The 21,418-nt window shown below is 62.7% G+C and carries 21 protein-coding genes; 3 read left to right on the forward strand and 18 right to left on the reverse strand.

The window, feature by feature from the left end; all coding sequences use genetic code 11:
* Positions 1–14 precede the first annotated feature (14 nt).
* Both dtd and pip read right to left on the reverse strand, forming a co-directional pair.
* Positions 15–452 (reverse strand): D-aminoacyl-tRNA deacylase, encoded by a 438-nt coding sequence (gene dtd, locus C167_RS0122440; RefSeq protein ID WP_017520554.1) that lies wholly within the window; start codon positions 450–452, stop codon positions 15–17.
* Complete coding sequence (gene pip / locus C167_RS0122445; RefSeq protein ID WP_017520555.1) at positions 449–1,420, reverse strand: prolyl aminopeptidase; 972 nt, start codon at positions 1,418–1,420, stop codon at positions 449–451. The genes dtd and pip overlap by 4 nt, the downstream gene beginning before the upstream one ends.
* A gap of 178 nt (positions 1,421–1,598) precedes the next feature.
* Here pip and C167_RS0122450 point away from each other — a divergent pair, with 178 nt between their 5' ends.
* Together C167_RS0122450 and C167_RS0122455 are read left to right on the forward strand one after the other, a co-directional pair.
* Positions 1,599–2,027 (forward strand): hypothetical protein, encoded by a 429-nt coding sequence (locus tag C167_RS0122450; RefSeq protein WP_026079216.1) that lies wholly within the window; start codon positions 1,599–1,601, stop codon positions 2,025–2,027.
* The gene (locus tag C167_RS0122455; RefSeq protein WP_017520557.1) at positions 2,024–2,500 is read left to right on the forward strand and encodes an NUDIX domain-containing protein; all 477 of its coding nucleotides are present in this window, start codon (positions 2,024–2,026) and stop codon (positions 2,498–2,500) included. Before C167_RS0122450 ends, C167_RS0122455 begins: the two co-directional genes overlap by 4 nt.
* A gap of 5 nt (positions 2,501–2,505) precedes the next feature.
* Here C167_RS0122455 and C167_RS0122460 read toward each other — a convergent pair whose 3' ends face one another.
* Genes C167_RS0122460 through C167_RS0122470 form a run of 3 tightly spaced genes read right to left on the reverse strand, consistent with a single transcriptional unit; the run spans position 2,506 to position 5,064 of the window.
* Positions 2,506–3,405, reverse strand: coding sequence for a transporter substrate-binding domain-containing protein (locus C167_RS0122460; protein WP_026079217.1), 900 nt, complete (start codon positions 3,403–3,405; stop codon positions 2,506–2,508).
* Between the two features lie 40 nt (positions 3,406–3,445).
* Entirely contained in the window at positions 3,446–3,796 is a 351-nt protein-coding gene (locus C167_RS0122465) for a RidA family protein (protein ID WP_017520559.1), read from the reverse strand.
* A 23-nt stretch (positions 3,797–3,819) separates the two neighbouring features.
* Positions 3,820–5,064, reverse strand: coding sequence for a D-amino acid dehydrogenase (locus C167_RS0122470; protein WP_026079218.1), 1,245 nt, complete (start codon positions 5,062–5,064; stop codon positions 3,820–3,822).
* A 131-nt stretch (positions 5,065–5,195) separates the two neighbouring features.
* Between C167_RS0122470 and C167_RS0122475 the strand changes: the two genes are divergently transcribed.
* Complete coding sequence (locus tag C167_RS0122475; RefSeq protein ID WP_017520561.1) at positions 5,196–6,107, forward strand: LysR family transcriptional regulator; 912 nt, start codon at positions 5,196–5,198, stop codon at positions 6,105–6,107.
* 309 nt (positions 6,108–6,416) lie between these two features.
* Here the strand turns inward: C167_RS0122475 and C167_RS33900 are convergent, their stop codons facing one another.
* The 13 genes from C167_RS33900 to C167_RS35210 form a co-directional block, all read right to left on the reverse strand.
* Positions 6,417–6,968: a lysozyme inhibitor LprI family protein gene (locus C167_RS33900; RefSeq protein WP_081596706.1), complete on the reverse strand. Its 552-nt coding sequence runs from the start codon at positions 6,966–6,968 to the stop codon at positions 6,417–6,419.
* A gap of 117 nt (positions 6,969–7,085) precedes the next feature.
* Positions 7,086–7,529, reverse strand: coding sequence for a lysozyme inhibitor LprI family protein (locus tag C167_RS33390; RefSeq protein WP_268744099.1), 444 nt, complete (start codon positions 7,527–7,529; stop codon positions 7,086–7,088).
* 344 nt (positions 7,530–7,873) lie between these two features.
* A complete protein-coding gene (locus tag C167_RS35515; RefSeq protein WP_419146533.1) occupies positions 7,874–8,287 on the reverse strand; it encodes a lysozyme inhibitor LprI family protein in 414 nt (137 codons plus the stop codon).
* A gap of 2 nt (positions 8,288–8,289) precedes the next feature.
* Positions 8,290–11,073 (reverse strand): hypothetical protein, encoded by a 2,784-nt coding sequence (locus C167_RS32865; protein ID WP_017520563.1) that lies wholly within the window; start codon positions 11,071–11,073, stop codon positions 8,290–8,292.
* 277 nt (positions 11,074–11,350) lie between these two features.
* The gene (gene hutG / locus C167_RS0122490) at positions 11,351–12,154 is read right to left on the reverse strand and encodes an N-formylglutamate deformylase (protein ID WP_017520564.1); all 804 of its coding nucleotides are present in this window, start codon (positions 12,152–12,154) and stop codon (positions 11,351–11,353) included.
* 112 nt (positions 12,155–12,266) lie between these two features.
* Positions 12,267–13,463 (reverse strand): imidazolonepropionase, encoded by a 1,197-nt coding sequence (hutI, locus tag C167_RS0122495; RefSeq protein WP_017520565.1) that lies wholly within the window; start codon positions 13,461–13,463, stop codon positions 12,267–12,269.
* Positions 13,460–14,992, reverse strand: coding sequence for a histidine ammonia-lyase (gene hutH / locus C167_RS0122500; protein WP_017520566.1), 1,533 nt, complete (start codon positions 14,990–14,992; stop codon positions 13,460–13,462). The genes hutI and hutH overlap by 4 nt, the downstream gene beginning before the upstream one ends.
* Positions 14,993–15,040: 48 nt before the next feature.
* Positions 15,041–15,856 (reverse strand): quaternary amine ABC transporter ATP-binding protein, encoded by an 816-nt coding sequence (locus C167_RS32870; RefSeq protein ID WP_017520567.1) that lies wholly within the window; start codon positions 15,854–15,856, stop codon positions 15,041–15,043.
* On the reverse strand, positions 15,853–16,707 hold the full coding sequence (locus C167_RS0122510; RefSeq protein WP_017520568.1) for an ABC transporter permease: 855 nt from the start codon (positions 16,705–16,707) through the stop codon (positions 15,853–15,855). The genes C167_RS32870 and C167_RS0122510 overlap by 4 nt, the downstream gene beginning before the upstream one ends.
* A 62-nt stretch (positions 16,708–16,769) precedes the next feature.
* The gene (locus C167_RS0122515; RefSeq protein ID WP_416775035.1) at positions 16,770–17,678 is read right to left on the reverse strand and encodes an ABC transporter substrate-binding protein; all 909 of its coding nucleotides are present in this window, start codon (positions 17,676–17,678) and stop codon (positions 16,770–16,772) included.
* Positions 17,679–17,821: 143 nt separating this feature from the next.
* A complete protein-coding gene (locus C167_RS32875; protein ID WP_017520570.1) occupies positions 17,822–19,234 on the reverse strand; it encodes a purine-cytosine permease family protein in 1,413 nt (470 codons plus the stop codon).
* Positions 19,235–19,352: 118 nt separating this feature from the next.
* Complete coding sequence (hutU, locus tag C167_RS0122525) at positions 19,353–21,020, reverse strand: urocanate hydratase (RefSeq protein ID WP_017520571.1); 1,668 nt, start codon at positions 21,018–21,020, stop codon at positions 19,353–19,355.
* 167 nt (positions 21,021–21,187) lie between these two features.
* On the reverse strand, positions 21,188–21,418 hold a 231-nt coding region (locus tag C167_RS35210; protein ID WP_235154350.1), incomplete at its 5' end, for a hypothetical protein.

Below are 21,418 nucleotides of genomic sequence, written 5' to 3' on the forward strand. Positions count from 1 at the left end.
AAGCTGCCGCGCGTTCAAGCCTCCAGTAGAAAGGTCACCGGGCCGTCATTGACCAGGTGGACCTGCATGTTGGCGCCAAAACGGCCAGTGGCGACCAGCGGATGACGCTCTCGCGCCAGCTCCACGAGTAGATCGAACAACGCGGCGCCCTTTTCAGGTGGCGCCGCGCTGGAAAAGCTCGGTCGCAGCCCCTTTCGGGTATCCGCGGCCAGGGTGAACTGCGAGACCAGCAGCAGACCGCCGCCGACATCGCTCAATGAAAGGTTCATCTTACCTTCATCGTCGCCAAACACTCGATAGTTAAGCAGCTTGTGCAACAAACGGTTCACGCAAGCCTCGTCATCCTGGGGCTCGACGCCCACCAGCGCCAGCAGCCCGTGGTCGATGGCACCGACGATTTCCCCATCGACCTCGACACGGGCGCCGCGCACCCGCTGGATCAGACTCTTCATTCAGCCTCCGGCGGGAGGTTCAGCAGGCGCCGGCCGATCTCGTTGGTGGCACGCACCAGCGCATCGGTGATGCCTGGCTCACCGGCGACGTGGCCGGCGTCGCGGACGATCTGCAGTTCGCTGTTGGGCCAGGCCTTGTGCAGTGCCCAGGCATTGTCCAGCGGGCATACCACGTCATAGCGGCCGTGGACGATCACGCCCGGCAGGTGGGCGATCTTGTGCATGTCGCGCAACAACTGGTCGGGCTCGAGGAAACCGTTGTTGACGAAGTAGTGGTTCTCGATGCGGGCGATGGACAGCGAGCGGTGCGGGTCGGCGAAGCGCTCGACCACCGCCGGATTCGGACGCAGCGTGGCAGTGCGACCTTCCCAGGTGGACCAGGCACGGGCGGCGTGCATCTGGGCGATCTGGTCCGGGCCGGTCAGGCGGCGGTGGAAGGCGTGCAGCAGGTCGTCCTGTTCGTCGGCGGGAATCGGCGCCAGGTAGTCTTCCCAGTAATCGGGGAACAGGCGGCTCGCCCCTTCCTGATAGAACCAGCGGATTTCCTGCGGACGGCAGAGGAAGATGCCGCGCACAATCAGCGCCAGCACACGGTCGGGATGCGCCTGGGCGTAGGCCAGCGACAGGGTCGAACCCCAGGAGCCGCCGAACAACACCCACTTGTCGATACCCAGGTGCTCGCGGATGCGCTCGATATCCGCGACCAGGTGCCAGGTGGTGTTGTTCTCCAGGCTCGCGTAAGGCGTGGAGCGGCCACAGCCGCGCTGGTCGAAGGTGACGATGCGGTAGATATTGGGGTCGAAGAAGCGCCGCGACATGGCATCGCAACCGGAGCCAGGGCCGCCATGGATGAACAGAACCGGCAGTCCGTCGGGCATGCCGCTCTCGTCCAGATAGAGGACGTGGGGCTCTTCGACGGCCAGTTCATGGCGCGCGTAAGGCTTGATTTCCGGATACAAAGTTTGCATGGCTCGCTCCTGGATCAGTGCATACGGTCGCTCCGGACCAGTAACCATCCTAGGGCCTGTCGCCTACTTATAGAAAGTCGCGTTGCCGCGGCGCGACTTCCATCGAAAGTCTTCGGCCCCCACGGTGTCGGGCATGATACTCGGGCCAGCGAAAAACCCATAAGGGAGTTAGTGAGCCATGCCACGGAAGTTGTTTCTTTCTCTATTCCTGCTCGTGCTCACGCTGAGCGGCTGCGGCCGGGACGATCCGCGCGCGCAGCTGGACGCCGCCGTCAAGCAATTGCAGGACAACCTCGAAGCCAAGAATAGCGGGGCGGTGATCGATCAGCTGGCCGGCGATTTCCGCGCCAACGGCGAGTTCGACCGCGACTGGGCCAAGCGCACCATGACGCTGATGTTCCTGCGCCACCAGCAGGTCAAGGTGATCCTGCTCAGCAGCCAGAGCCGGGTCGACCCGACCTACGCCAATCGCGGCCATACTGACGCGCAGGTTGCCCTTACGGGTGCCGAGAACCTCATCCCCGACAGCGCCGGGCACTACTCCGTGAAGCTGGAATGGTGGCGCGACGGCTCCGAATGGAAATTGGCGAGGCTCGACTGGCAATGAATCCGCCCCTGCAACACCGCATCCGCGCCGCCGGCCTGCTGCTGCGCAACGACGAAATCCTGCTGGTGCGCCACGAGGTTGGCGGCGACCTGTACTGGATTCCGCCCGGCGGCGGCTTCGAGTCGGACAAGGACGACTCCACCCGCGACACGGTGCGCCGCGAGTGCCGGGAGGAAACCGGCCTGACGGTGGAAGTCGGCCCGCTGGTTTACGTGCGCGAGTTCGCCGAACCGCTGGCTGGGCGCTTCCACATGGAGTTGTTCTATCGGGTGGATACCTGGGAGGGCCAGGTCAGCCTGGACAACCTGCGCGGCCTGGGCGGCGACGAATTCGATATCCGCGAGGTTGCGTGGGTGCCGCGCCAGGAACTGCCACGCCTGCCCTCCTTCTACCCTGCCGAATTGCTCGACGATGTCTGGGAGCGCCTGGCCGAGGCGCAGCCATTGATCCGCCACCTCGGCCTACAACGCTAGCGGCGCTACTGCACCGGTTCGCTGGTGGGCTTGGCGATGATCGCCTGCAGCTCGGCGGTCATGGGGAATTCCAGGTTGAGGTTCTTCGGCGGGATCGGCTGCTCGAACCAGCGCTGGTAGATGCCCTTGATCTCGCCGGACGAATACAGGTCGGCCAGGGTCTGGTTGACCAGGGCGAGGAACTGCGGGTCGTCCTTGCGCACCATGCAGGCGTAGATTTCCCGCGACTGCGGCTCGCCCACCACCACCCACCGGTGCGGATCGCGAGCCTTGGCCTTCTCGCCGTAGAGCAGCGCGTCGTCCATGTAGAAGGCGACGGCGCGGCCGGACTGCAGCATGAGGAAGGCTTCGCCGTGGTCCTTGGCGCTGACCACGTTCATGCCCAGCTTGTGCTCGGCGTTGTAGGCCTTGAGGTAGCGCTCGTTGGTGGTGCCGGCGGTGGTCACCACGTTCTTGCCCTTGAGGTCAGGGAAACCCTGGATGCCGCTGTCCTTGGCGGTCAGCAGTTGACCCTTCACATAGATGAAGCCGTAGGAGAAGGCGACCTGCTTCAGTCGCTCGGCGGTGACACCGGTGGAGCCGCATTCCAGGTCGACCGTGCCGTTCTGCACCAGCGGGATGCGCGTCTGCGAGGTCACCAGGTTGTACTTCACCGCAAGGTCGGGCTTGTCGAGCTTCTGGCGGATGCGTTCGACCACCTTGCCGGCCAGCTCCACCGAATAGCCCATGGGCTTCCCGCTGTTGTCGCCCAGGTAGGAGAACGGCACCGAGGCATCGCGATAACCCAGGGTTATCGTGCCGCGGTCAGCGACTTTCTTCAGCGTGCCGTCCAACGCTTCGTTCGCCTGCGCCAGCGTGCAGACCAGGCTGGACGCCGCCAGCATTCCCAGTGCGAGTCGTTTCATGGGTTCGATCCCCTCTTGTTGTTGTGGGTCGGGTTGAGAGTCAGGGCCGCGCTGCGATCACAGTGATTTCCACCAGCACCGACGGCCGTGCCAGCAGCGCCTGCAGTGTGGTGCGGGTCGGCGCGCAGCCTTCAGGCAGCCAGGCGGACCAGATGCCGTTCATGGCCTCGAAGTCGGTGGCGATGTCCTTCAGGTAGATCGTCGCGCTGAGCAGGTTCGCCTTGTCGGTGCCGGCCTCGGCCAGCAGTGCGTCGATCTTCTCCAGCACCTCGCGGGTCTGGCCCTGGATGTCGGTGGCCTGGCCGGGCACCTGCCCGGAGAGGAATACCAGCGAGCCGCAGACAATAGCGCCGGAGAGCCGATCGTTGGTGGCGATACGGGTGAGTTGCATGGTGAGTCTCCCAATTCGATGGATCAGCCGGCCAGCCGCTCGGGCGTCAGGCCGTTGGTGTCGATGCCGGGTTTACGCCCACCGATCTGCGCGGCGATCAGTTGCGCGCTGCCACAAGCCAGGGTGAAACCGAGCGCGCCGTGCCCCAGGTTCAACCACAGGCCCCGCGGCCCGCAGGCGCCCACCAACGGCACACCGGTGGGCGTGGCTGGACGCATGCCGGCCCATTCGATGGCGGCGCTGTAGTCGCAGGCGTCGGGCAATGTGTCCGCCGCCTGCTGGCGGATCAGCGCCAGCCGCTTGGGCTCCAGGCGCGGGTCGAAGCCGACGATGTCGACCATGGCGGCGATGCGCAGGCGCTCACCGATGCGTGCGTAGACCACCTTGCGGTCGTAGTCCGTCAGGCTCACGTCCGGCGCGTGGTCACCGGCGCGGATCGGCGCGGTCAGGCTGTAGCCCTTGAGCGGATAGAGCGGCAGGCGCGGCCCGCCCGGCAGCAGCGCGGCGCTGTGGTAGCCGGCGGCGAGGACGACGTGATCGGCCTCGAAGGTCTGGCCGCCCGCCTCTACGCCGGCCACGGCGCCATTGCGCAGGACCAACCTCGATGCCGGGTGCCCGTAGACGAGGCGGCAACGGCCGGAAGTCTGGAGCCTTTCGGCCAGCCGCTGGCAGAACAGGAAGCAGTCGGCCACCTCTTCGTCCGGCGTATGGATGCCACCGACGAAGGGCGCGCGCTCCAGCGCCGGGTCCAGCTCACGACACTGCTGCGCCGAGAGCACGAATTGCGCGGAAGGATCGGACAGGTTCTGGCTCGCGCTGCGGAAGCTGCCTGCGTCACGAAAGGCCACCAGCTTGCCGTTGCGCCGCCAGTCGAAGCCATCCAGACCGTCTTCGCGCCACTGCGCCAGCGTCGCCTGGCTGAACAGCGCAAGGCGCAGCAGATGCTTGGCGTTGGCCTGGTTCACCGAACGCCGGCAGGCTGCAGTGAACTCCATCAGCCAGCGCCACTGCGCCGGGTCGAGGCGCGGGCGCAGGCGCAGCGGCGAGTCCCCGCGCAGCAGCCAGCCCAACGCCTGCTGCGGCACGCCGGCATCGGCCAGCGGCGCGACATAGCGGTACGACAGCTGGCCGCCATTGGCGAAGCTGGTTTCCAGCCCGGCCGCATCCCGCGCTTCCAGCACGGTGACGTCGAAGCCTTCGAGGACCAGCGCATGGGCGGTGGCCAGTCCGACCACGCCCGCGCCGATGATGCAAACCCGCTGTGCCATTTCCATCCCACCGCCAGTCGATTCCAGGTCTCGACCTTAGAGCCGGATGACAGGCGGCGGACAATGAATAAAGATGGGAAACCCATAACCTAGCGTTATACGCGCACTTTATTCGCACAAGGGGAGTGCCCATGCGCCTGCGCCATATCGAAGTGTTCCAGGCCATCCGCGAGACCGGCTCGGTCAGCGGCGCCGCGCAATTGCTGCACGTCTCGCAGCCGGCGGTAACCAAGGTGCTGCAGCACGCCGAGCAGCAGTTGGGTTTCCCACTATTCCTGCGCGTACGCGGCAAGCTGCAGGCGACGCCCGAGGCGCTGGAGCTGGAGCGCGAAGTGGCGAAGGTGACGGAGAGCCTGCAGGGCGTGCGGCGCCTCGCACAGAGCCTGCGCGGCCAGCCGGAAAACCGCCTGCGCGTAGGCGCCACGCCGGCCATGGCGCTGTCGCTGCTGCCGCCGGTGATCCGCGAATGGACCGACCGCTACCCACAGAGCAGCTGCGAACTGGCCACCCAGCACTCCCGCGAACTGATCCAGAACCTGCTGATGCGCGAACTGGACCTCGCCCTGACCCTGCAGCAGACCGACCACCCCGGCCTGCGCTCACAGCCCATCGCCAGCGGCCCGCTGGTAGCCCTGGCGCCGCGCGGACACTGGCCGGAAAGTCGCTTGGGCAAGGCGCTGACGCTGGGCGAACTGGCCGGCGAGCCGATGATCGGCCTGTCCACCTCCGACCCGCTCTCAGCACGTCTGGAAAGTCACCTGGCCAACGTCGAACCACCGCCGCGCGTGCGCATCGCGGTGCAGACCTACGCCCTGGCGCGCACGTTGGTAGAGGCAGGAACAGGATTGGCGCTGGTCGATCCCTTCACCGCCCTGGGCGCCGCCGAGCGCCTGACCGTGCAGCGCACCCTGTCCCCCACCATGAAGGTAACGCTCTACGCCCTCACCCGCGCCGACGAAACCCCACCACATACCCAGGCATTGCTGCTGGAGATGCTGGTGCGGCACGCCGAGGGGCAGCTTGAGCAGCACAGCTTCAAATAAGAGGCAGCCTCCGCGACGAGAAAGCTCAGCCGAAATGGGTGGTTGCTTAGCGCTACTAAAAATAAATCTGACACCTTTCGACAAGCCTACAAACAATCCACAAGCCATCATTAACCACCTTCCGATATTCCATCCTGCGATTAGATTCTCGGTAAAAACAATTATCTCTAGTGACCTTAAATGCAATCCTTTCCCTCCCCACAAAAATCTCACCTATGGACATAAGCCCCCTACCGCAAGTCGTATCCTAATCACCCGCCATCGCCCCACTAGAATTTAGAAACCCATAACCATCGGGAGCGCATCAATTCATCGAAACCCATTCCAGCTCTCTAAAATCAATCTTATCTTGCAGCTTTCGACAGACTCCCCTATGACTTCCCTTACAAAATCACAATGACTACTAGAATAAACACTCCAAGTTTCTTTCTGCACCTGCATCTTAAGAGCCTCACTCAAGATTTCTGAATCTGCACCTCCCCCGTACCTCTTGGAAATCAGCTCATAAACCCCGTGACCAGTTTCTTGCGAAAACCTTCTTTCAATAAAGTACAATTCTTGCGTTCTCTGATCCATCAAGGAGCTTTCACACCCTAGACGATCAAGTGCATTGAGTCCTCCACATACATCCTTGCGATAATCAAGCCACAACATCTCCACTGTTTTTAGTTTTCCTTTAAGCTCTAAAGGCAGAGATTTCATCGAAAGCTGATACTGTTGATTCAACGCAAGATCAGATTTCTTGTGGTGCTCACCGACACAACCCTCTAAATCAGCCGCATCGCCACATGCAAAGGCAGCCTGAGACACATAACAAAGACTCGCAATCCAGACGGCGTTATTTATTGCCAATATTCGCACTTAAACCCCCATCCAAAGAGCTCTGTCTCTTCTCGCCTACTCCTCCATTCCTTCTGCCCATCCGCCCTGCATAATCTACAAAGATATTAAAAATCATCCAGATTAAAACAAAAACTCTCACCCACTGTAATTCTGAAACTTCATCCTCACCATGCAAAGCTCATAATCCTCACCATGAAGACTTTCAACCATGCGGCAATTTCTTTCAAAATAGGCCCCATCATTCTGAATCTTGTACCTGTTTTTTATTTTCTCAATAAAGTTATTTTTATCTTCCTCCGACCCTCCACCAATCAGTGACAGAGCAGTGTAAAGTCCGTCATTCCTAACACCCGTATAAACATACAACAACTCAACCACCCGAGCCGAAGTAAGCTCGACTAGGCAGCTCATCCTTTCCATCTCACCCTCCATCCCCGGAGAGTAAGACTCATAAATATAATTACAACTCAATTCCTTGAACTTCACCCATGCTTTCTCTACGCCAGCTAAAAGATCCTTTTCAGCGAACGATTTATCACCCTGCATCTTCCTGTACTGATCATTGAGCTCGCTATCTATTTTTTATAATTATCTTCCAAACATGATAATATATCTCTATTAACAATTGATCCGATATTGCACTTTTCATCAGCACGCGCACTGATTGAAAATAAAGAAAACACCAACGCAATTACCAGCAATCGCATTTCAAACCCCTATCAAACAGTTGTGCTTCTTCTTCCCTACGCACAATCAGCCCGCCCATTCTGGGTTTCCCAACCGACAACCTCTTCAATCCAATAACCGTGTTGCACTCAGTATTTGCTCCGCCCCACACATTCTCGATCAGCCGCCCGCTCAATCTCGCACAAAGAGAATCAACAAAACAAATATAGCGAAAAAACCTCACACCCACAGACACTCTACAACCCATCATTAAAAATCTTCAGATACTCGATCCTTTGACTGGACTCTCGATATACACAATTGTTCCTAGTCACCTCAAATGCAATCTTCTCCTTCTCCACAAAAAACACCTCAAGTAAGCAATTTGCATCTCTAGATACTAGCCAAGCTCTCTGCGAAGCTCTCAGCCGCCCCTCTAACTCCTCACCCATACGAATATTACTTGAATAGTCAACATGTATCTTTCTAATCAACCCCTTGTAAACCCTATTTAACTCAGCATCAGCAGCCTCAACCCTATCCCTCGAACACTCGAAAACCTGCTGACTAATAGATAAATTATTACAGTCGCCATTTCCATCTTTACTTTCCAATGCTAAGGCCGACTGTGAAATAACAACCGCGAGTCCAAGCACAGCTAATTTCCACACATCTATTTACCCCTCAGGTAGTCAGCTCTTCGCCTGCCAGGCTCATATTGGCTGATAGCCGGTGTATTTTCGATATAGTGAATCAGCTCTAATTTGTTGTTGTGCATTCCCGCACGCATTGGCCCTGGCCCCTTGGTAAAACCCTGATAAACAAAATCAACCAATACATCCTGAATCACAGAATCTAATGACAACCACTCATGCCGCCCAGCTTGATCCGAAGTCCAATTATTGTAATTGTCAATTGCCCGAGCCACATAAACAGGATATATAAGCTCAAACAAGGCAACTTGCTGCTCTTTTGAAATCGCTCCAATTACATCCCTGTTCGCCGTAACAAATTGACCTGCCGCGCTCCCCTTCAACCCATGAGCGGCAGAAATTCTTGATGCTTGAGAGGCAGAAACGCCAGAGTTCACTAGGTGAGCGTATATTTCACTTTGACTTCTTGACCCCATATCATATCCGCGCCCCAAGGTTACGCCTGACAATGTATTTCCCGGCCAATGAATTACACGACTAAAATAAATTGAACTAGAATCATCACTACCTTCTGCATCGAAAGTTATCTTTCCACGGAAATCCTTCTTATTCGGGGAAAGCTGACTGAACAGCCCAATCGGATGAAAGTGAAAAACCTCCCCGTTCCTCGGTAGCCCCGCACTCTCTGCCACTTCCCGCCACCAACTGAACATCCGCATCCGTTCCTTGCTGGCCACCCAGTTGGGGTTGGGTGTCGAGCCGCTGTGCCCGAGCATCTCGTCCAACGCATCCCACTTTCCTGAGTCGTCAAACCATTCGCTTTCGTAGTGAATGATCAGTTGCGAAATCGTCTGGGCGACGGCGGGTATGCGCAAGCCGGCCTGCAACTCCCTGGCGGTCATTTTCCCCTTGCAGTCACCGTCGGGAATCAGGTCGTACAGGCGCTTTTGCAGTGGGTTCTTTTCCTGCTGTTCAATCAGGCGGCAGTAGCGTTCCAGTTGCTGTTCTTCGAGTTCATTTTCGGCGCGCATGGAGTAGGCAAGATTTTCGCGTGTGGATGAGTCGTCGTAGATGCACTCGAAACCTTCCCATGACCAAGGGCTAACCCAGGGCGTGACGTCGACCTCTTCGCAGACCCAGCCGTCGAGCGAGGCGTAATTGGCGTTGTTGAGCAGCCCGTCTAGGCGATACCAGTTGAGAGCATGAGAGCCATTCTTCGCGGGTACCTGGATGCTGTACTCCGGGCGCAGACTGTCGAGCAGGCTGCGGGGAATCAGCAGGTCATTGGCGCTTTCCACGCCGTTGGCTTGCAGAGTGGGCGGGTTATCCTTCTTGAAGCCGTCCTGATGAATGACGACCTTGGTGCCCTTGGCCAGTTTCAGCCAGGTTTTGCTGGTGGCGGGGAGTTCCTTCGCCCAGTCGCGGCTCTTTTCGATAAAGACTTCCACGTCGTCGCCACTGAAGGTTTCCAGGTGCAGCAAGCGCTCCGGGAGGGATTCCTCATCGTTCTGAACGTTGCCCATGTGGCCGATCAGTTGGCCTGCCTTGATGGGTATGGGTGGATCGGGAACGATGATGCGATCCAATTGCTGCGGCGCTGGTATTGGCTCCAGCGCGGAGAAGCGCACATAACCCTTCGGGCCGATGAAGTCGGTTCCGTCCCAGGGGCTCATTTCCAGCGGTGGGCCGGGTGGGCTGTCCGCCAGCGGGGCGTCGTCGGATTCGGTGCCTGACGTATCTACCGGAGTGGCTTGGCTTCCTGGGCTGGTCTCAGCAGGCCGGATCATCTCCAGCTTGCGGTAGTCGCCCGTTCCGCTGATCGCCACCTCCGCACCCCGAGGCAGGGTCGCTATGACCGCGCTTCTCGCGGTGGCCTCCGTCAGCACGTTGAGGTGTTGCCCTGGGGTTTGACCAATGGCGTCTTCACGCACCCGATAGCCGCCCTCGCAGGCTTCGATGGCCTCCCGCCTGACGTAGCCCAGGGTGCTGCTCGCCGCGTCGAGCCTGGGCAGGTCGAGGCCTTGGGCGCTGGTCAGCTTGACGAAGCCGTGGTGGCCATTAACGGTGATGCGAGTGCCCCTTGGCAGGACGGCCAGCAGTTCGCTTTGTGCCTGTGGCTTCCTGTACACCGGCAAGCCCAGCGGGCCGGGATCGGCCACATCGGCTTTGACGCGATAAGTGCCGGTTTTCCAGAAGACCGGGCGTGCCTGCGCGACGTTCTTTTCGTACTCGTCCCAGCACTGCAAATGCAGGTAGAGGCTGTAGAAAGTCAAGGATGGCGGCGACGCTTCAATGCCCTCGATGACGGGTGCCTGGAGGCGATGGCGAACGAGGACGAAGCTCGTGGAGAAAGGGGCCTCGACGGTGTCCCCCGTCCTTGTGTAGAGGGTACTGAGCGGGTATTGCGAATCGATGCGATAGGCGACGACCTCGCCGTCGGCCAGACAATGGACGTTCGGCTGGTCAATGCCCACGATGCTCGCCGTGCCAGCGTCGAAATGCACACCACCATGCCAGAAGCCGTTGCGGCCCAAGGGGTAGTAGCCGCCGCACGCTCTGGCGAGGTTGGTCAACTGCGTGAGGGGATCGGACTTGTCCCCCACGGGGTGTGCCCAGTTCTTGAGCGGAGCCAGGGCACTATCCACGGGGCCCGCCGGTGGCTGCTTGGGCCGGGAAGGCATGGGCTGCGGAGCCCTGGGAGCAGGCGGTGGTTGTGGGGGCAGCGGAAGCGGTGTGGTTTCGCCTCGGCTGCGGCGGAACTCATCCCTGAAGCTGTCGAAAAGATCGCGCAATGACTCGAACATGGGGGCTTCCTTGTCCAATAGGAAGCCGTATCTGAACAACGGGGGACGTGATCACCCAATCAGCCCTTTCGCTGTTTTGCGTCAGCCTCGGCTGATAGAGCTCTGCAGGCCTCAATTACCCACGAGACTGCTGTTACCGCACAGCAGCAACTGACGTGGCACGGCAACGCTGCGAATGAAAAGACAGCCCCCTGCCGTACCGGGGAAGCGCCGCCGGGATGCGTGGTCCGGCGGCGCCGCGCCGACAATCCCGGCGCGGCAGGAGGCTGTGTAAAACTCAGCGGCCGTAGCGCTCGCGGCCCCAGGCGATGAAGGTTTCCAGCATACGCCGCAGCACCTGGGCGGTCGGCGCGGCGAGGTCTTCGCGGTAGCCGAAGGGCGCGTGCTCATCCATGTAGTTGCACTGCGCGAGCTCCAGCTGCACCGCGTGGACGTTGTCCTGCGGCTGGCCGTAGTGGCGGGTGATATGGCCGCCCTTGAAGCGTCCGTTGAGGATGTGGCGATAGGCAGGCGCGTCGGCGCACACCGCGACCAGCCGCTCGGCCAACTCCGCATCGCAGCTCGCGCCGCTGTGGGTGCCGATGTTGAAGTCCGGCAGCTTGCCGTCGAACAGGTGGGGGATCACCGAGGCGATCGAGTGCGCGTCCCACAGCAGCGCGTAGCCGAACTCGGCCTTGAGGCGCGCCAGTTCGTCGGTGAGGGTCTGGTGGTAAGGCGTCCAGACTTCGGCGAGGTAACGCGCACGCTCCTCGGGTGACGGAGTCTGGCCGTCCTTGAACAACGGGCGGCCGTCGAACAGGGTGTCCGGGTACAGGCCGGTGGTGGCGGTGCTGTAGAGGGGTTTGTCGTCGGCCGGGCGATTCAGGTCGATGACGTAGCGCGAGTAGCCGGCGGCCAGGGTGCTGGCGCCCAGCTCCTCGGCGAAGGAGTAGAGCCGAGGGATGTGCCAGTCGGTGTCGGCCAGCTCGCGGGCTTCGTCGACCAGCCCGGCCTCTACGGCCGGGGTCAGGCGAATGCCGGGGTGCGGCATGCTGATCAGCAGCGGGACGCGGCCGCGTTTGAATTCGAGAACGTTATTCATGAGGTGCTATCTCCGTATACGGCGAAGGCTGTCCTGCAGGAGCGAGCTTGCTCGCGAACCGGGCTCCGCAGCGGGGCTGTTCGCGAGCAAGCTCGCTCCTACAAGAGCAACATCACAGCTCTTCGCCGTGACGAATGACGCGCTTGGGCAGGTCGCCGCCGAGCCAGTAGGCGAGTTCGGCGGGACGCTGGATGTCCCAGGCGATGAAGTCGGCGACCTTGCCGGCTTCCAGGCTGCCGTGGCTGTCGGCCATGCCCAGTGCGCGCGCGGCGTTGAGCGTGACGCCGGCTAGCGCTTCTTCCGGCGTCAGGCGGAAGGCGGTGCAGGCCATGTTCAGCATCAGGCGCAGCGACAACGCGGGCGAGGTGCCAGGGTTGAGGTCGCTGGCGATGGCGATGTTGACGCCGTGCTTGCGCAGGGCGTCCATCGGCGGCAATTGGGTTTCGCGCAGGACGAAGAAGGCGCCCGGCAGCAGCACGGCGACGGTGCCGGCCTCCGCCATGGCGATGGCGTCGCTTTCATCCATGAATTCCAGGTGATCGGCGGACAGCGCGCCATACCGCGCGGCGAGGCTGGAGCCATGCAACGAGGACAATTGTTCGGCGTGCAGCTTCACCGGCAGGCCCAGGCGCTGGGCGGCCTGGAATACTCGCTCGACCTGCGCCGGAGAGAACGCCAGGTGCTCGCAGAAGGCATCCACTGCGTCCACCAGCCCTTCCTCCGCCAACGCCGGGAGAATGTGGTTGCAGACCTGATCGATATAGTCATCGGGCCGGCCAGCATATTCCGGCGGCAAGGCGTGAGCGGACAGACAGGTGGTGCGCACCGTCACCGGCAGCTCCTGTTCCAGCCGGCGGGCCACCCGCAGCATACGACGTTCGCTGTCCAGGTCCAGCCCGTAACCGGACTTCACTTCGATCACGGTCACGCCATCGGCCAGCAGCGGGCGGGCGCGCTTGATGGCGATGGCCAGCAGTTCGTCCTCGCTGGCCGCGCGGGTGGCGCGTACGGTGCTGGCGATACCGCCACCGGCGGCGGCGATCTCGGCATAGCTGACGCCATTCAGGCGCTGCTCGAATTCGCCGCTGCGGTCACCACCGAACACCAGGTGGGTATGGCAGTCGATGAGGCCTGGCGTGACCCAGGCGCCGCCCAGGTCGGTGCTCTGTGCGGGTCGCCCGGGCAGTTCGGCGCGCGGGCCGATCCAGGCGATGCGATCACCTTCGGTGATGATCGCAGCGTCCTCGATGATGGCGTAGCGACCGCCCTTCATGGTCGCCGCGTGGCAGTGGTACCAAAGGTGTTTCATTGCAGTCTCCCGATGCTCGCGCCGACGCCTTGCAGCGCCGCCGGGTCGGCCAGCAGCGCCGTGGCGCGGTCGATGTCCGGGGCCAGCCAGCGGTCGCTGTCGTAGGCTGGTACCTGTTCGCGCAGCAGGCTCCAGGCGCAGTCGGTGCCGGCGCCGAAGCGTTGCGGCTTGAGGAATTCGAAGGCCTGGGCGGCCAGCAGGTATTCGATGGCGAGGATGCGCCGGCTGTTATCGATGGCGCGACCGAGCTTGAGCGCGGCGCTGGTGCCCAGGCTCAGGTGGTCTTCCTGCAGGCCGGAGGTGACGTAGTTGTCGACCACCGCCGGTTGCGCCAGCTGGCGGTTCTCACCGGCCAGGGAAGCGGCGACGTATTGCACGATCATCATCCCCGAGTTGACCCCTGGCTGGCTGACCAGGAAGGCCGGCAGGCCACTGACCAGCGGGTTGATCAGGCGGTCCAGGCGACGCTCGGAAACCCCGCCCAGCTCGGCCACCGCAATCGCCAGCAGGTCGGCGGCCATGGCCACGGATTCGCCGTGGGGGTTGGCCTGCGACACCACGCGGTAGTCGTCCGGCGTCCCCAGTACCAGCGGGTTGTCGGTGGCGGAATTGAGTTCGGTCTCGATCTGCTTCGCCGCGTGCTCCAGCTGGTCGCGGCAGGCGCCATGGATCTGCGGCATGGAGCGGATGCTCAGGGCGTCCTGGGTACGGATGCCCTTGCTGGCGGCGATCACTTCGCTGCCTTCGAGCAGCGCGCGCAGGTTGGCGCCGACCTTCTGCATACCCGGATGCGGCTTGAGCGCGATGATCTCGGCGTCGAAGGCGTCGATCTGCCCGCGCAGGGCTTCGAAACTCATGGCGCCAATCACATCGGCCCACTGGCTCAGACGCGTGGCGTCGTCCAGGGCGAGGCAGCTCAGGCCAGTCATGCAGGGCGTGCCGTTGACCAGGCAGAGCCCGTCCTTGGCGCCCAGTTGCACCGGCTCCAGGCCCTCGGCGGCCAGCGCCTCGGCGGCGGGAACGATCTCGCCGCGATAACTCACCTCGCCGATGCCCAGCAGCGCCACGCCGACATGGGCCATGTGGGTCAGGTAACCGACCGAGCCCTGCGACGGCACGCGCGGGGTGATGCCGTGGTTGAGCAGCGCCAGCAGGGCTTCCACCACGCGGCGGTGCAGGCCGGACTTGCCATGGCTGTAGTTGGTGATGGCCGCACAGATGATCGCGCGGGTCTGTTCGTCCTTCAGCGGCTCGCCGACGCCACAGGCATGGCTGAGCAGGGTGTTGCGCGAGAGCTGCGCCAGTTGTTCGCCCCGCAGCACCACGTTGCACAGTGCGCCCAGCCCGGTGCTGATGCCATAGGCCCGCTCACCCCGGCTGACGATGCGTTCGACGATGCCGTGGGCGTTGTCGATGCGCGCCCAGGCCGCCGGCGCCAGTTGCAGGCGCGCGCCGTGGCGAGCCACCGCGACCAGGTCCTGCCAGCGCAGCGGGCCGTTGCCGAAGGTAATGGTGGAAGAGGACGACATGCGGAACTCCTGTAGGCGGGGAAGCCCCCTTCCCGCCGGTGAATGGCGTTAGATCGCCGCGACGCGCCGCTGGACGAAGCGGTCGACGTACTCGTCGGCGGGCTTGTGCAGGATGTCGGTCGGCGCGCCGACCTGGATCAACTGGCCGTCCTTGAGGATGGCGATGCGGTTGCCGATGCGCACGGCTTCATCGAGGTCGTGGGTGATGAAGACGATGGTCTTGTGCAAGGTCTTCTGCAGCTCCAGCAACTGGTCCTGCATGTCCGCGCGGATCAGCGGGTCGAGGGCGCTGAAGGCTTCGTCCATGAGAATGATGTCGGTGTCCGCCGCCAGGGCCCGGGCCAGGCCGACGCGCTGGCGCATGCCGCCGGAGAGCTGGTGCGGGTAGGACTTCTCGTAGCCCTTCAGGCCCACGGTGGCGATCCAGTGCAGCGCTCGCTCCTGGCACAGCGCCTTGCTTTCGCCGCGAATCTTCAGGCCGTAGGCGACGTTGTCGAGCACGCTCTTGTGCGGCAGCAGGCCGAAGCTCTGGAACACCATGCTGATCTTGCGCCGGCGGAAGTTCTCCAGCGCGGCGGCGTCATAGGCGAGCACATCCTCGCCGTCCACCAGGATCTGCCCGCTGGTGGGGTCGATCAGGCGGTTGAAGTGGCGCACCAGGGTCGACTTGCCGGAACCGGACAGGCCCATGATGACGAAGATTTCCCCGGCATCGATGGACAGCGAGAGATCGTTCACCCCGACCACGCAATCGGTGGCGGCGAGCACCTCGGCCTTGCTCTTGCCCTGGCGGATCATCGCCAGGGCCGCATCGGCCTTGGCGCCGAAGATCTTGTAGACGTTCTTGACCTGGATCTTGCTCATTTGCTGGCCTCATGGTGGCGCGAGCGGCCGTAAGCCTGGGTGATGCGGTCGATGACCACGGCGAGGATGACGATGGCCAGACCCGCTTCCAGGCCCTTGCCGACGTTGAGCGTCTGGATGCCCACCAACACGTCCTCGCCCAGGCCACGGGCACCGATCATCGAGGCGATGACCACCATCGACAGGGCCATCATGGTGGTCTGGTTGATGCCGGCCATGATGCTCGGCAGCGCCAGCGGCAGCTGTACGCCGAACAGTTGCTGGCGGCGGTTGGCGCCGAAGGCGGTGATGGCTTCCATCACTTCGCGGTCGACCTGGCGGATGCCCAGGTCGGTCAGGCGGATCAGCGGCGGTGCGGCGTAGATCACGGTGGCGAAGATCGCCGGTACCTTGCCCAGGCCGAACAGCATCAGTACCGGGATCAGGTACACAAAGCTGGGCATGGTCTGCATGATGTCCAGGAGCGGCAGCAGCACGGCGCGGAAGCGATCGCTACGCGCAGCGACGATGCCCAGCGGGATGCCGATCAGCACCGAGATGAGGGTGGCGACCATCATCAGCGCAAGCGTCTGCATCAGCTTGTCCCACAGGCCCACGGCGCCCACCAGGAACAGCAGCCCGACGATCACGACGGTCGGCAGGATGCGCCGGGTGGCATGCCAGGCGATGCCGGCGACAATGGCCAGCATCAGCCACCAGGGGGTGGCCCGCAGCACGCCTTCCAGGTTGACAATGGCCCACAGCAGGGTATCGGAGATGTGGCGGAACACGTCACCGTAATTGGTGACCAGGGCATCGACCCAACCGTTGACCCAGTCGGCGATGGAGAAGGTGAAGCGTTCGGGGAACATGGCACGTACTCGTCAGGAGTGGGCATCACCGGGGAAGCTGTGCCTCCCCGGATTCGGCAGCGTCAGAGCGCCGCCTGGACCTTCTTCGCAGCGTCCTCGCTGACCCAGGTGGTCCACACTTCCGGGTGCTCCTTGAGGAAGGCCTTGGCCAGTTGCTCGGAGGTGAGCTTCTCCTTGGCCATCTTCGCCAGGTTCTGGTTCAGCAGGTCGATGGGCAGGTTGACCTTCTCCAGCACGGCCACCAGCTCCGGCGCCTGGTCATGGAAGGCCTTGGACAGACCCACCTGGATCTTCACGTCCTTGTTCACGCCCGGCTCCTCCAGCTTCACCAGGTCAGCCTGGCCCATCAGCGGCGTCGGCGACCAGTAGTAGAAGAGAATAGGCTCCTTGCGCTTGTAGCTCGACAGCACGGCGGCATCCAGGGCCGGGCCGGTGCCGGGGCGGAAGTTGGTGTACTTGTCCTCCAGGCCGTATTTCTTCAGCATCTCGGAGTTTTCCAGCTCGCAGGTCCAGCCGGCCGGGCAGTTGTAGAAGCGGCCCTTGCCCGGCTCTTCCGGATCGCGAAAGACTTCGGCGTACTGGGCGAGGTCGGTCACGGCCTTCAGGTTCGGCGCCTTGGCTTCGATGTTGCGCGCCTTGTCGCCCTCGATCACGAAGCGCGGCACGTACCAGCCCTCGGTGGCGCCGACGATGGGCGCGCCCACGCCGACCACCTTGTTCGCGGCGGCGGCCTTGTTCCAGGCGTCGCTGCGGCCGATCCATTCCTCGCTGAAGATCTGGATGTCGTTGTTCGCCAGTGCCTGCTCCATGGTGATGGAGTTGCCTGGCAGGCTGTCGGTGTCGCAGCCGTAGCCGTTCTTCAGGATGATCTGCATGAGGTCGGTGAGCAGCATGCCGCTCTCCCAGTTCAGCCCGGCGAATTTCACCGCCTTGCCGCTCTCGCACCAGCCGGCGGCCTGGGCCGAGGCCATGGTGCCGCCCAGCAGACCGGCGGAAAGGAACAGGCCCAGCAGCGTCTTCTTGGTGTTGTTCATCTGATGCTCCTAAACGTGAATGAGGTGAGGCAGTGCAAGGGCCGCGCCTGCATGTGGCCGCGCGGCCGGGCCGGGTCTGTTCAGGTGCGGGCCGGCAGGATCAGCCGGTCCGGTACTGGCCGCGTGACGCGGCGGGCGACCAGGTAATAGAGAACGGCCGGAACCACGAGGCCGATGATCCAGGAGATATCCACGCCGCCCAGGGCGTCCACCAGCGGGCCGGTGTAGAACTTGGTGGAGATGAAGGGCAGCTGCACGAGCACGCCGATCACATAGACGCTGATGCCGGGGATGTTCCAGCGGCCGTAGCGGCCATCGGGGTCGGCCAGCGCCGGTACGTCGTAGTGCTCGCGGGTGATGCAGTAGTAGTCCACCAGGTTGACCGCGCTCCACGGGGTGAAGAAGGCCAGCAGGAAGAGGATGAAGGACTTGAATGCGCCAAGGAACGAATGCTGGCCGAGCAGCGCGATCAGGGTCGCGGCGCCGACGATCAGCAGGACGAACACCAGGCGCTGCATGCGGCTCACTTCCAGGTGGCCACGGAAACCGCTGATCACGGTGGCGATGCACATGAAGCTGCCGTAGGAGTTCAGCGTCGAGATGGTGATCTTGCCGAAGGCGATGCTGAAGTACAGCAGCGCGGCGACGGCGCCACTGCCGCTCAGGCCGACGATGTAGGCCACTTCATGGCCGGCGAACTGCCCGTTGGCCCCGGCTGCGGCGAACACGCCGAAGATCATCGCCACCTGCGCGCCGATTACCGAACCTGCGCCTACGGCGAGGAAAGTCTTCACCGAGGACGTCTTGCTCGGCAGGTAGCGCGAGTAGTCCGCGACGTAGGGACCGAAGGCGATCTGCCAGGAGGCGGCCAGGGACACCGCGAGCAGGAAGCTGCTCCAGCTGAAGTGGCGGATCTGCAGCAGCGCGCTGACGTCGGTCTGGCTCATCAGGCGGCTGAACAGGTAGACGAAGGCGATCACGCCGATGACGCTGGCGATGCGGCCGATGACGTGGATGACGCGATAGCCGAGCACAGTCACCAGCACGATGACGCTGGCGAACATCAGGATGCCGACACTGTCGCTGACGCCGAACAGCTGGCCCAGCGCCTGGCCGGACAGCACCGTGCCGGTGGCGGTGAAGCCCAGGTACATCAGGCACACGAGCACGATCGGGATGGCCGCGCCGTAGACGCCGAACTGCACACGGCTGGAGATCATCTGCGGCAGGCCGAGCTTCGGCCCTTGGGCGGCGTGCAGCGCCATCACACCACCGCCCAGCAACTGGCCGATCAGCAGGCCGACCAGCGACCAGAACACGTCGCCACCCAGCACCACGGCGAGGGCGCCGGTGACGATGGCGGTGATCTGCAGGTTGGCGCCCAGCCACAGGGTGAACTGGCTGTAGAGCTTGCCGTGGCGCTCGGCCTCGGGAATGTAGTTGATCGAACGGACTTCGATCAGGGGTTTGGAGCTATCGCTGGCCTGGGACATCGCTATTGTTCTCCCGAAGGGATTTCTTGTCTGTCGATGCACTGCTTGTTTACGGACCGGGCCGCCGCACCACGCCGTGCGGCGGCCCTCTCCCTGGTCCTGGCTTGCTGTCGCCGAATTATTTGCCGGTGATCATCGGCAGGTTCAGGCCCTGCTCCTTGGCGCAATCGATGGCGATCTGGTAGCCGGCGTCGGCATGGCGCATTACGCCGGTGCCTGGGTCGTTGGTCAGCACGCGGGCGATGCGCGCGGCGGCCTCGTCGGTGCCGTCGCAGACGATCACCATGCCCGAGTGCTGGGAGAAGCCCATGCCCACGCCGCCGCCGTGGTGCAGCGAAACCCAGGTCGCGCCGCTGGCGGTGTTCAGCAGGGCGTTGAGCAGCGGCCAGTCGGACACGGCGTCGGAGCCGTCGCGCATGGCTTCGGTCTCGCGGTTCGGGCTGGACACCGAGCCGGAGTCCAGGTGGTCGCGGCCGATCACGATCGGCGCCTTCAGCTCGCCGCGACGGACCATCTCGTTGAACGCCAGGCCCAGCTTGGCGCGCTGGCCCAGGCCGACCCAGCAGATGCGCGCCGGCAGGCCCTGGAAGCTGATGCGCTCCTTGGCCATGTCCAGCCAGTTGTGCAGGTGGGCGTCGTCCGGGATCAGCTCCTTGACCTTGGCGTCGGTCTTGTAGATGTCCTCGGCATCGCCCGACAGCGCGGCCCAGCGGAACGGGCCGATGCCACGGCAGAACAGCGGGCGTATGTAGGCCGGAACGAAGCCAGGGAAGTCGAAGGCATTCTCGACGCCCTCTTCCTTGGCCATCTGGCGGATGTTGTTGCCGTAGTCGAAGGTCGGCACGCCCTGCTTCTGGAACTCCAGCATGGCGTTGACGTGCACGGCCATGGACTGCTTGGCGGCCTTCACCACGGCGGCCGGTTCGGTCTGCGCGCGGTCGCGGTACTGCTCCCAGGTCCAGCCGGCCGGCAGGTAGCCGTTGAGCGGGTCGTGGGCGGAGGTCTGGTCGGTGACCATGTCCGGGCGCACGCCGCGCTTGAGCAGTTCCGGGAGGATTTCCGCGGCGTTGCCCAGCAGGGCGATGGAGATGGCCTTGCCTTCGGCGGTGTACCGGGCGATGCGCGCCAGGGCGTCGTCGAGGTCCTTGGCCTGCTCGTCGACGTAGCGGCTGGCGAGGCGGAAGTCGATGCGGCTCTGCTGGCACTCGATGTTCAGCGAGCAGGCGCCGGCCAGGGTGGCGGCCAGCGGCTGGGCGCCGCCCATGCCGCCGAGGCCGGCGGTGAGCACCCAGCGCCCCTTGAGGTTGCCGTCATAGTGTTGGCGACCGGCCTCGACGAAGGTTTCGTAGGTGCCCTGGACGATGCCCTGGCTGCCGATGTAGATCCAGGAGCCGGCGGTCATCTGGCCGTACATGGCCAGGCCCTTGGCATCGAGTTCGTTGAAGTGCTCCCAGTTGGCCCAGTGCGGCACCAGGTTGGAGTTGGCGATCAGCACGCGCGGGGCATTGGCGTGGGTCTTGAACACGCCGACTGGCTTGCCGGACTGCACCAGCAGGGTCTCGTCATCATTCAGTTGCTTCAGGGTCTCGACGATCTTGTCGTAGCACTCCCAGTTGCGCGCGGCGCGACCGATGCCGCCGTACACCACCAGCTCCTTCGGGTTCTCCGCGACTTCCGGGTCCAGGTTGTTCATCAGCATGCGCAGCGGCGCTTCGGTCAGCCAGCTCTTGGCGTTCAGTTGGGTGCCGCGCGGGGCACGGATTTCGACGTCGCGGAATTTGGTCACGGGAGGCTCCTTCGCTTTGCTCGGATCGTTAAGCCGGTGAAGGCTTGGCGGTTCGTTCGACAGTCTCGAGGGCTCGAAACCATCATGTCTATGCTTGTATGTACAAGTATAAGCAAAGCGAGGGCCAACCTTGCCTGGGAGCGGTTTCAGGCAGCTGTCCATAAAGATCAAGCCATTGATTTAAAAGAAATAAAAATTGAACGAGCCCATTCGAGAATGGCTGAAGTACATTTCCATCCTTCAGACAATTGCACCAGAAGAAAGCTTCGCTGCACCGTTTCGTTGCGTTCGGTAACACCGCTCGCTACCAAGGGACACAGGTTGTATAGACAAGCTGATGCCGAGTGCGAAAATTGGATCCCGCAGCGGCGTCGTTCGCGAGCAAGCTCGCTCCTACG

Source organism: Pseudomonas nitroreducens TX1, from assembly GCF_000313755.1.
GTDB lineage: Bacteria > Pseudomonadota > Gammaproteobacteria > Pseudomonadales > Pseudomonadaceae > Pseudomonas > Pseudomonas nitroreducens_A.

What these genes read in the sequence shown, in the direction of transcription:
- C167_RS32875 (WP_017520570.1), bottom strand. Translation starts at nt 19,234, where the DNA reads ATGTCCCAGGCCAGCGATAGCTCCAAACCCCTGATCGAAGTCCGTTCG.
- C167_RS0122510 (WP_017520568.1), bottom strand. Translation starts at nt 16,707, where the DNA reads ATGTTCCCCGAACGCTTCACCTTCTCCATCGCCGACTGGGTCAACGGT.
- pip (WP_017520555.1), bottom strand. Translation starts at nt 1,420, where the DNA reads ATGCAAACTTTGTATCCGGAAATCAAGCCTTACGCGCGCCATGAACTG.
- C167_RS0122460 (WP_026079217.1), bottom strand. Translation starts at nt 3,405, where the DNA reads ATGAAACGACTCGCACTGGGAATGCTGGCGGCGTCCAGCCTGGTCTGC.
- hutI (WP_017520565.1), bottom strand. Translation starts at nt 13,463, where the DNA reads ATGAAACACCTTTGGTACCACTGCCACGCGGCGACCATGAAGGGCGGT.
- C167_RS0122455 (WP_017520557.1), top strand. Translation starts at nt 2,024, where the DNA reads ATGAATCCGCCCCTGCAACACCGCATCCGCGCCGCCGGCCTGCTGCTG.
- C167_RS0122450 (WP_026079216.1), top strand. Translation starts at nt 1,599, where the DNA reads ATGCCACGGAAGTTGTTTCTTTCTCTATTCCTGCTCGTGCTCACGCTG.
- hutG (WP_017520564.1), bottom strand. Translation starts at nt 12,154, where the DNA reads ATGAATAACGTTCTCGAATTCAAACGCGGCCGCGTCCCGCTGCTGATC.
- hutH (WP_017520566.1), bottom strand. Translation starts at nt 14,992, where the DNA reads ATGTCGTCCTCTTCCACCATTACCTTCGGCAACGGCCCGCTGCGCTGG.
- C167_RS0122515 (WP_416775035.1), bottom strand. Translation starts at nt 17,678, where the DNA reads ATGGCCTCGGCCCAGGCCGCCGGCTGGTGCGAGAGCGGCAAGGCGGTG.
- C167_RS0122470 (WP_026079218.1), bottom strand. Translation starts at nt 5,064, where the DNA reads ATGGCACAGCGGGTTTGCATCATCGGCGCGGGCGTGGTCGGACTGGCC.
- C167_RS0122465 (WP_017520559.1), bottom strand. Translation starts at nt 3,796, where the DNA reads ATGCAACTCACCCGTATCGCCACCAACGATCGGCTCTCCGGCGCTATT.
- C167_RS32870 (WP_017520567.1), bottom strand. Translation starts at nt 15,856, where the DNA reads ATGAGCAAGATCCAGGTCAAGAACGTCTACAAGATCTTCGGCGCCAAG.
- C167_RS32865 (WP_017520563.1), bottom strand. Translation starts at nt 11,073, where the DNA reads ATGTTCGAGTCATTGCGCGATCTTTTCGACAGCTTCAGGGATGAGTTC.
- dtd (WP_017520554.1), bottom strand. Translation starts at nt 452, where the DNA reads ATGAAGAGTCTGATCCAGCGGGTGCGCGGCGCCCGTGTCGAGGTCGAT.
- C167_RS0122475 (WP_017520561.1), top strand. Translation starts at nt 5,196, where the DNA reads ATGCGCCTGCGCCATATCGAAGTGTTCCAGGCCATCCGCGAGACCGGC.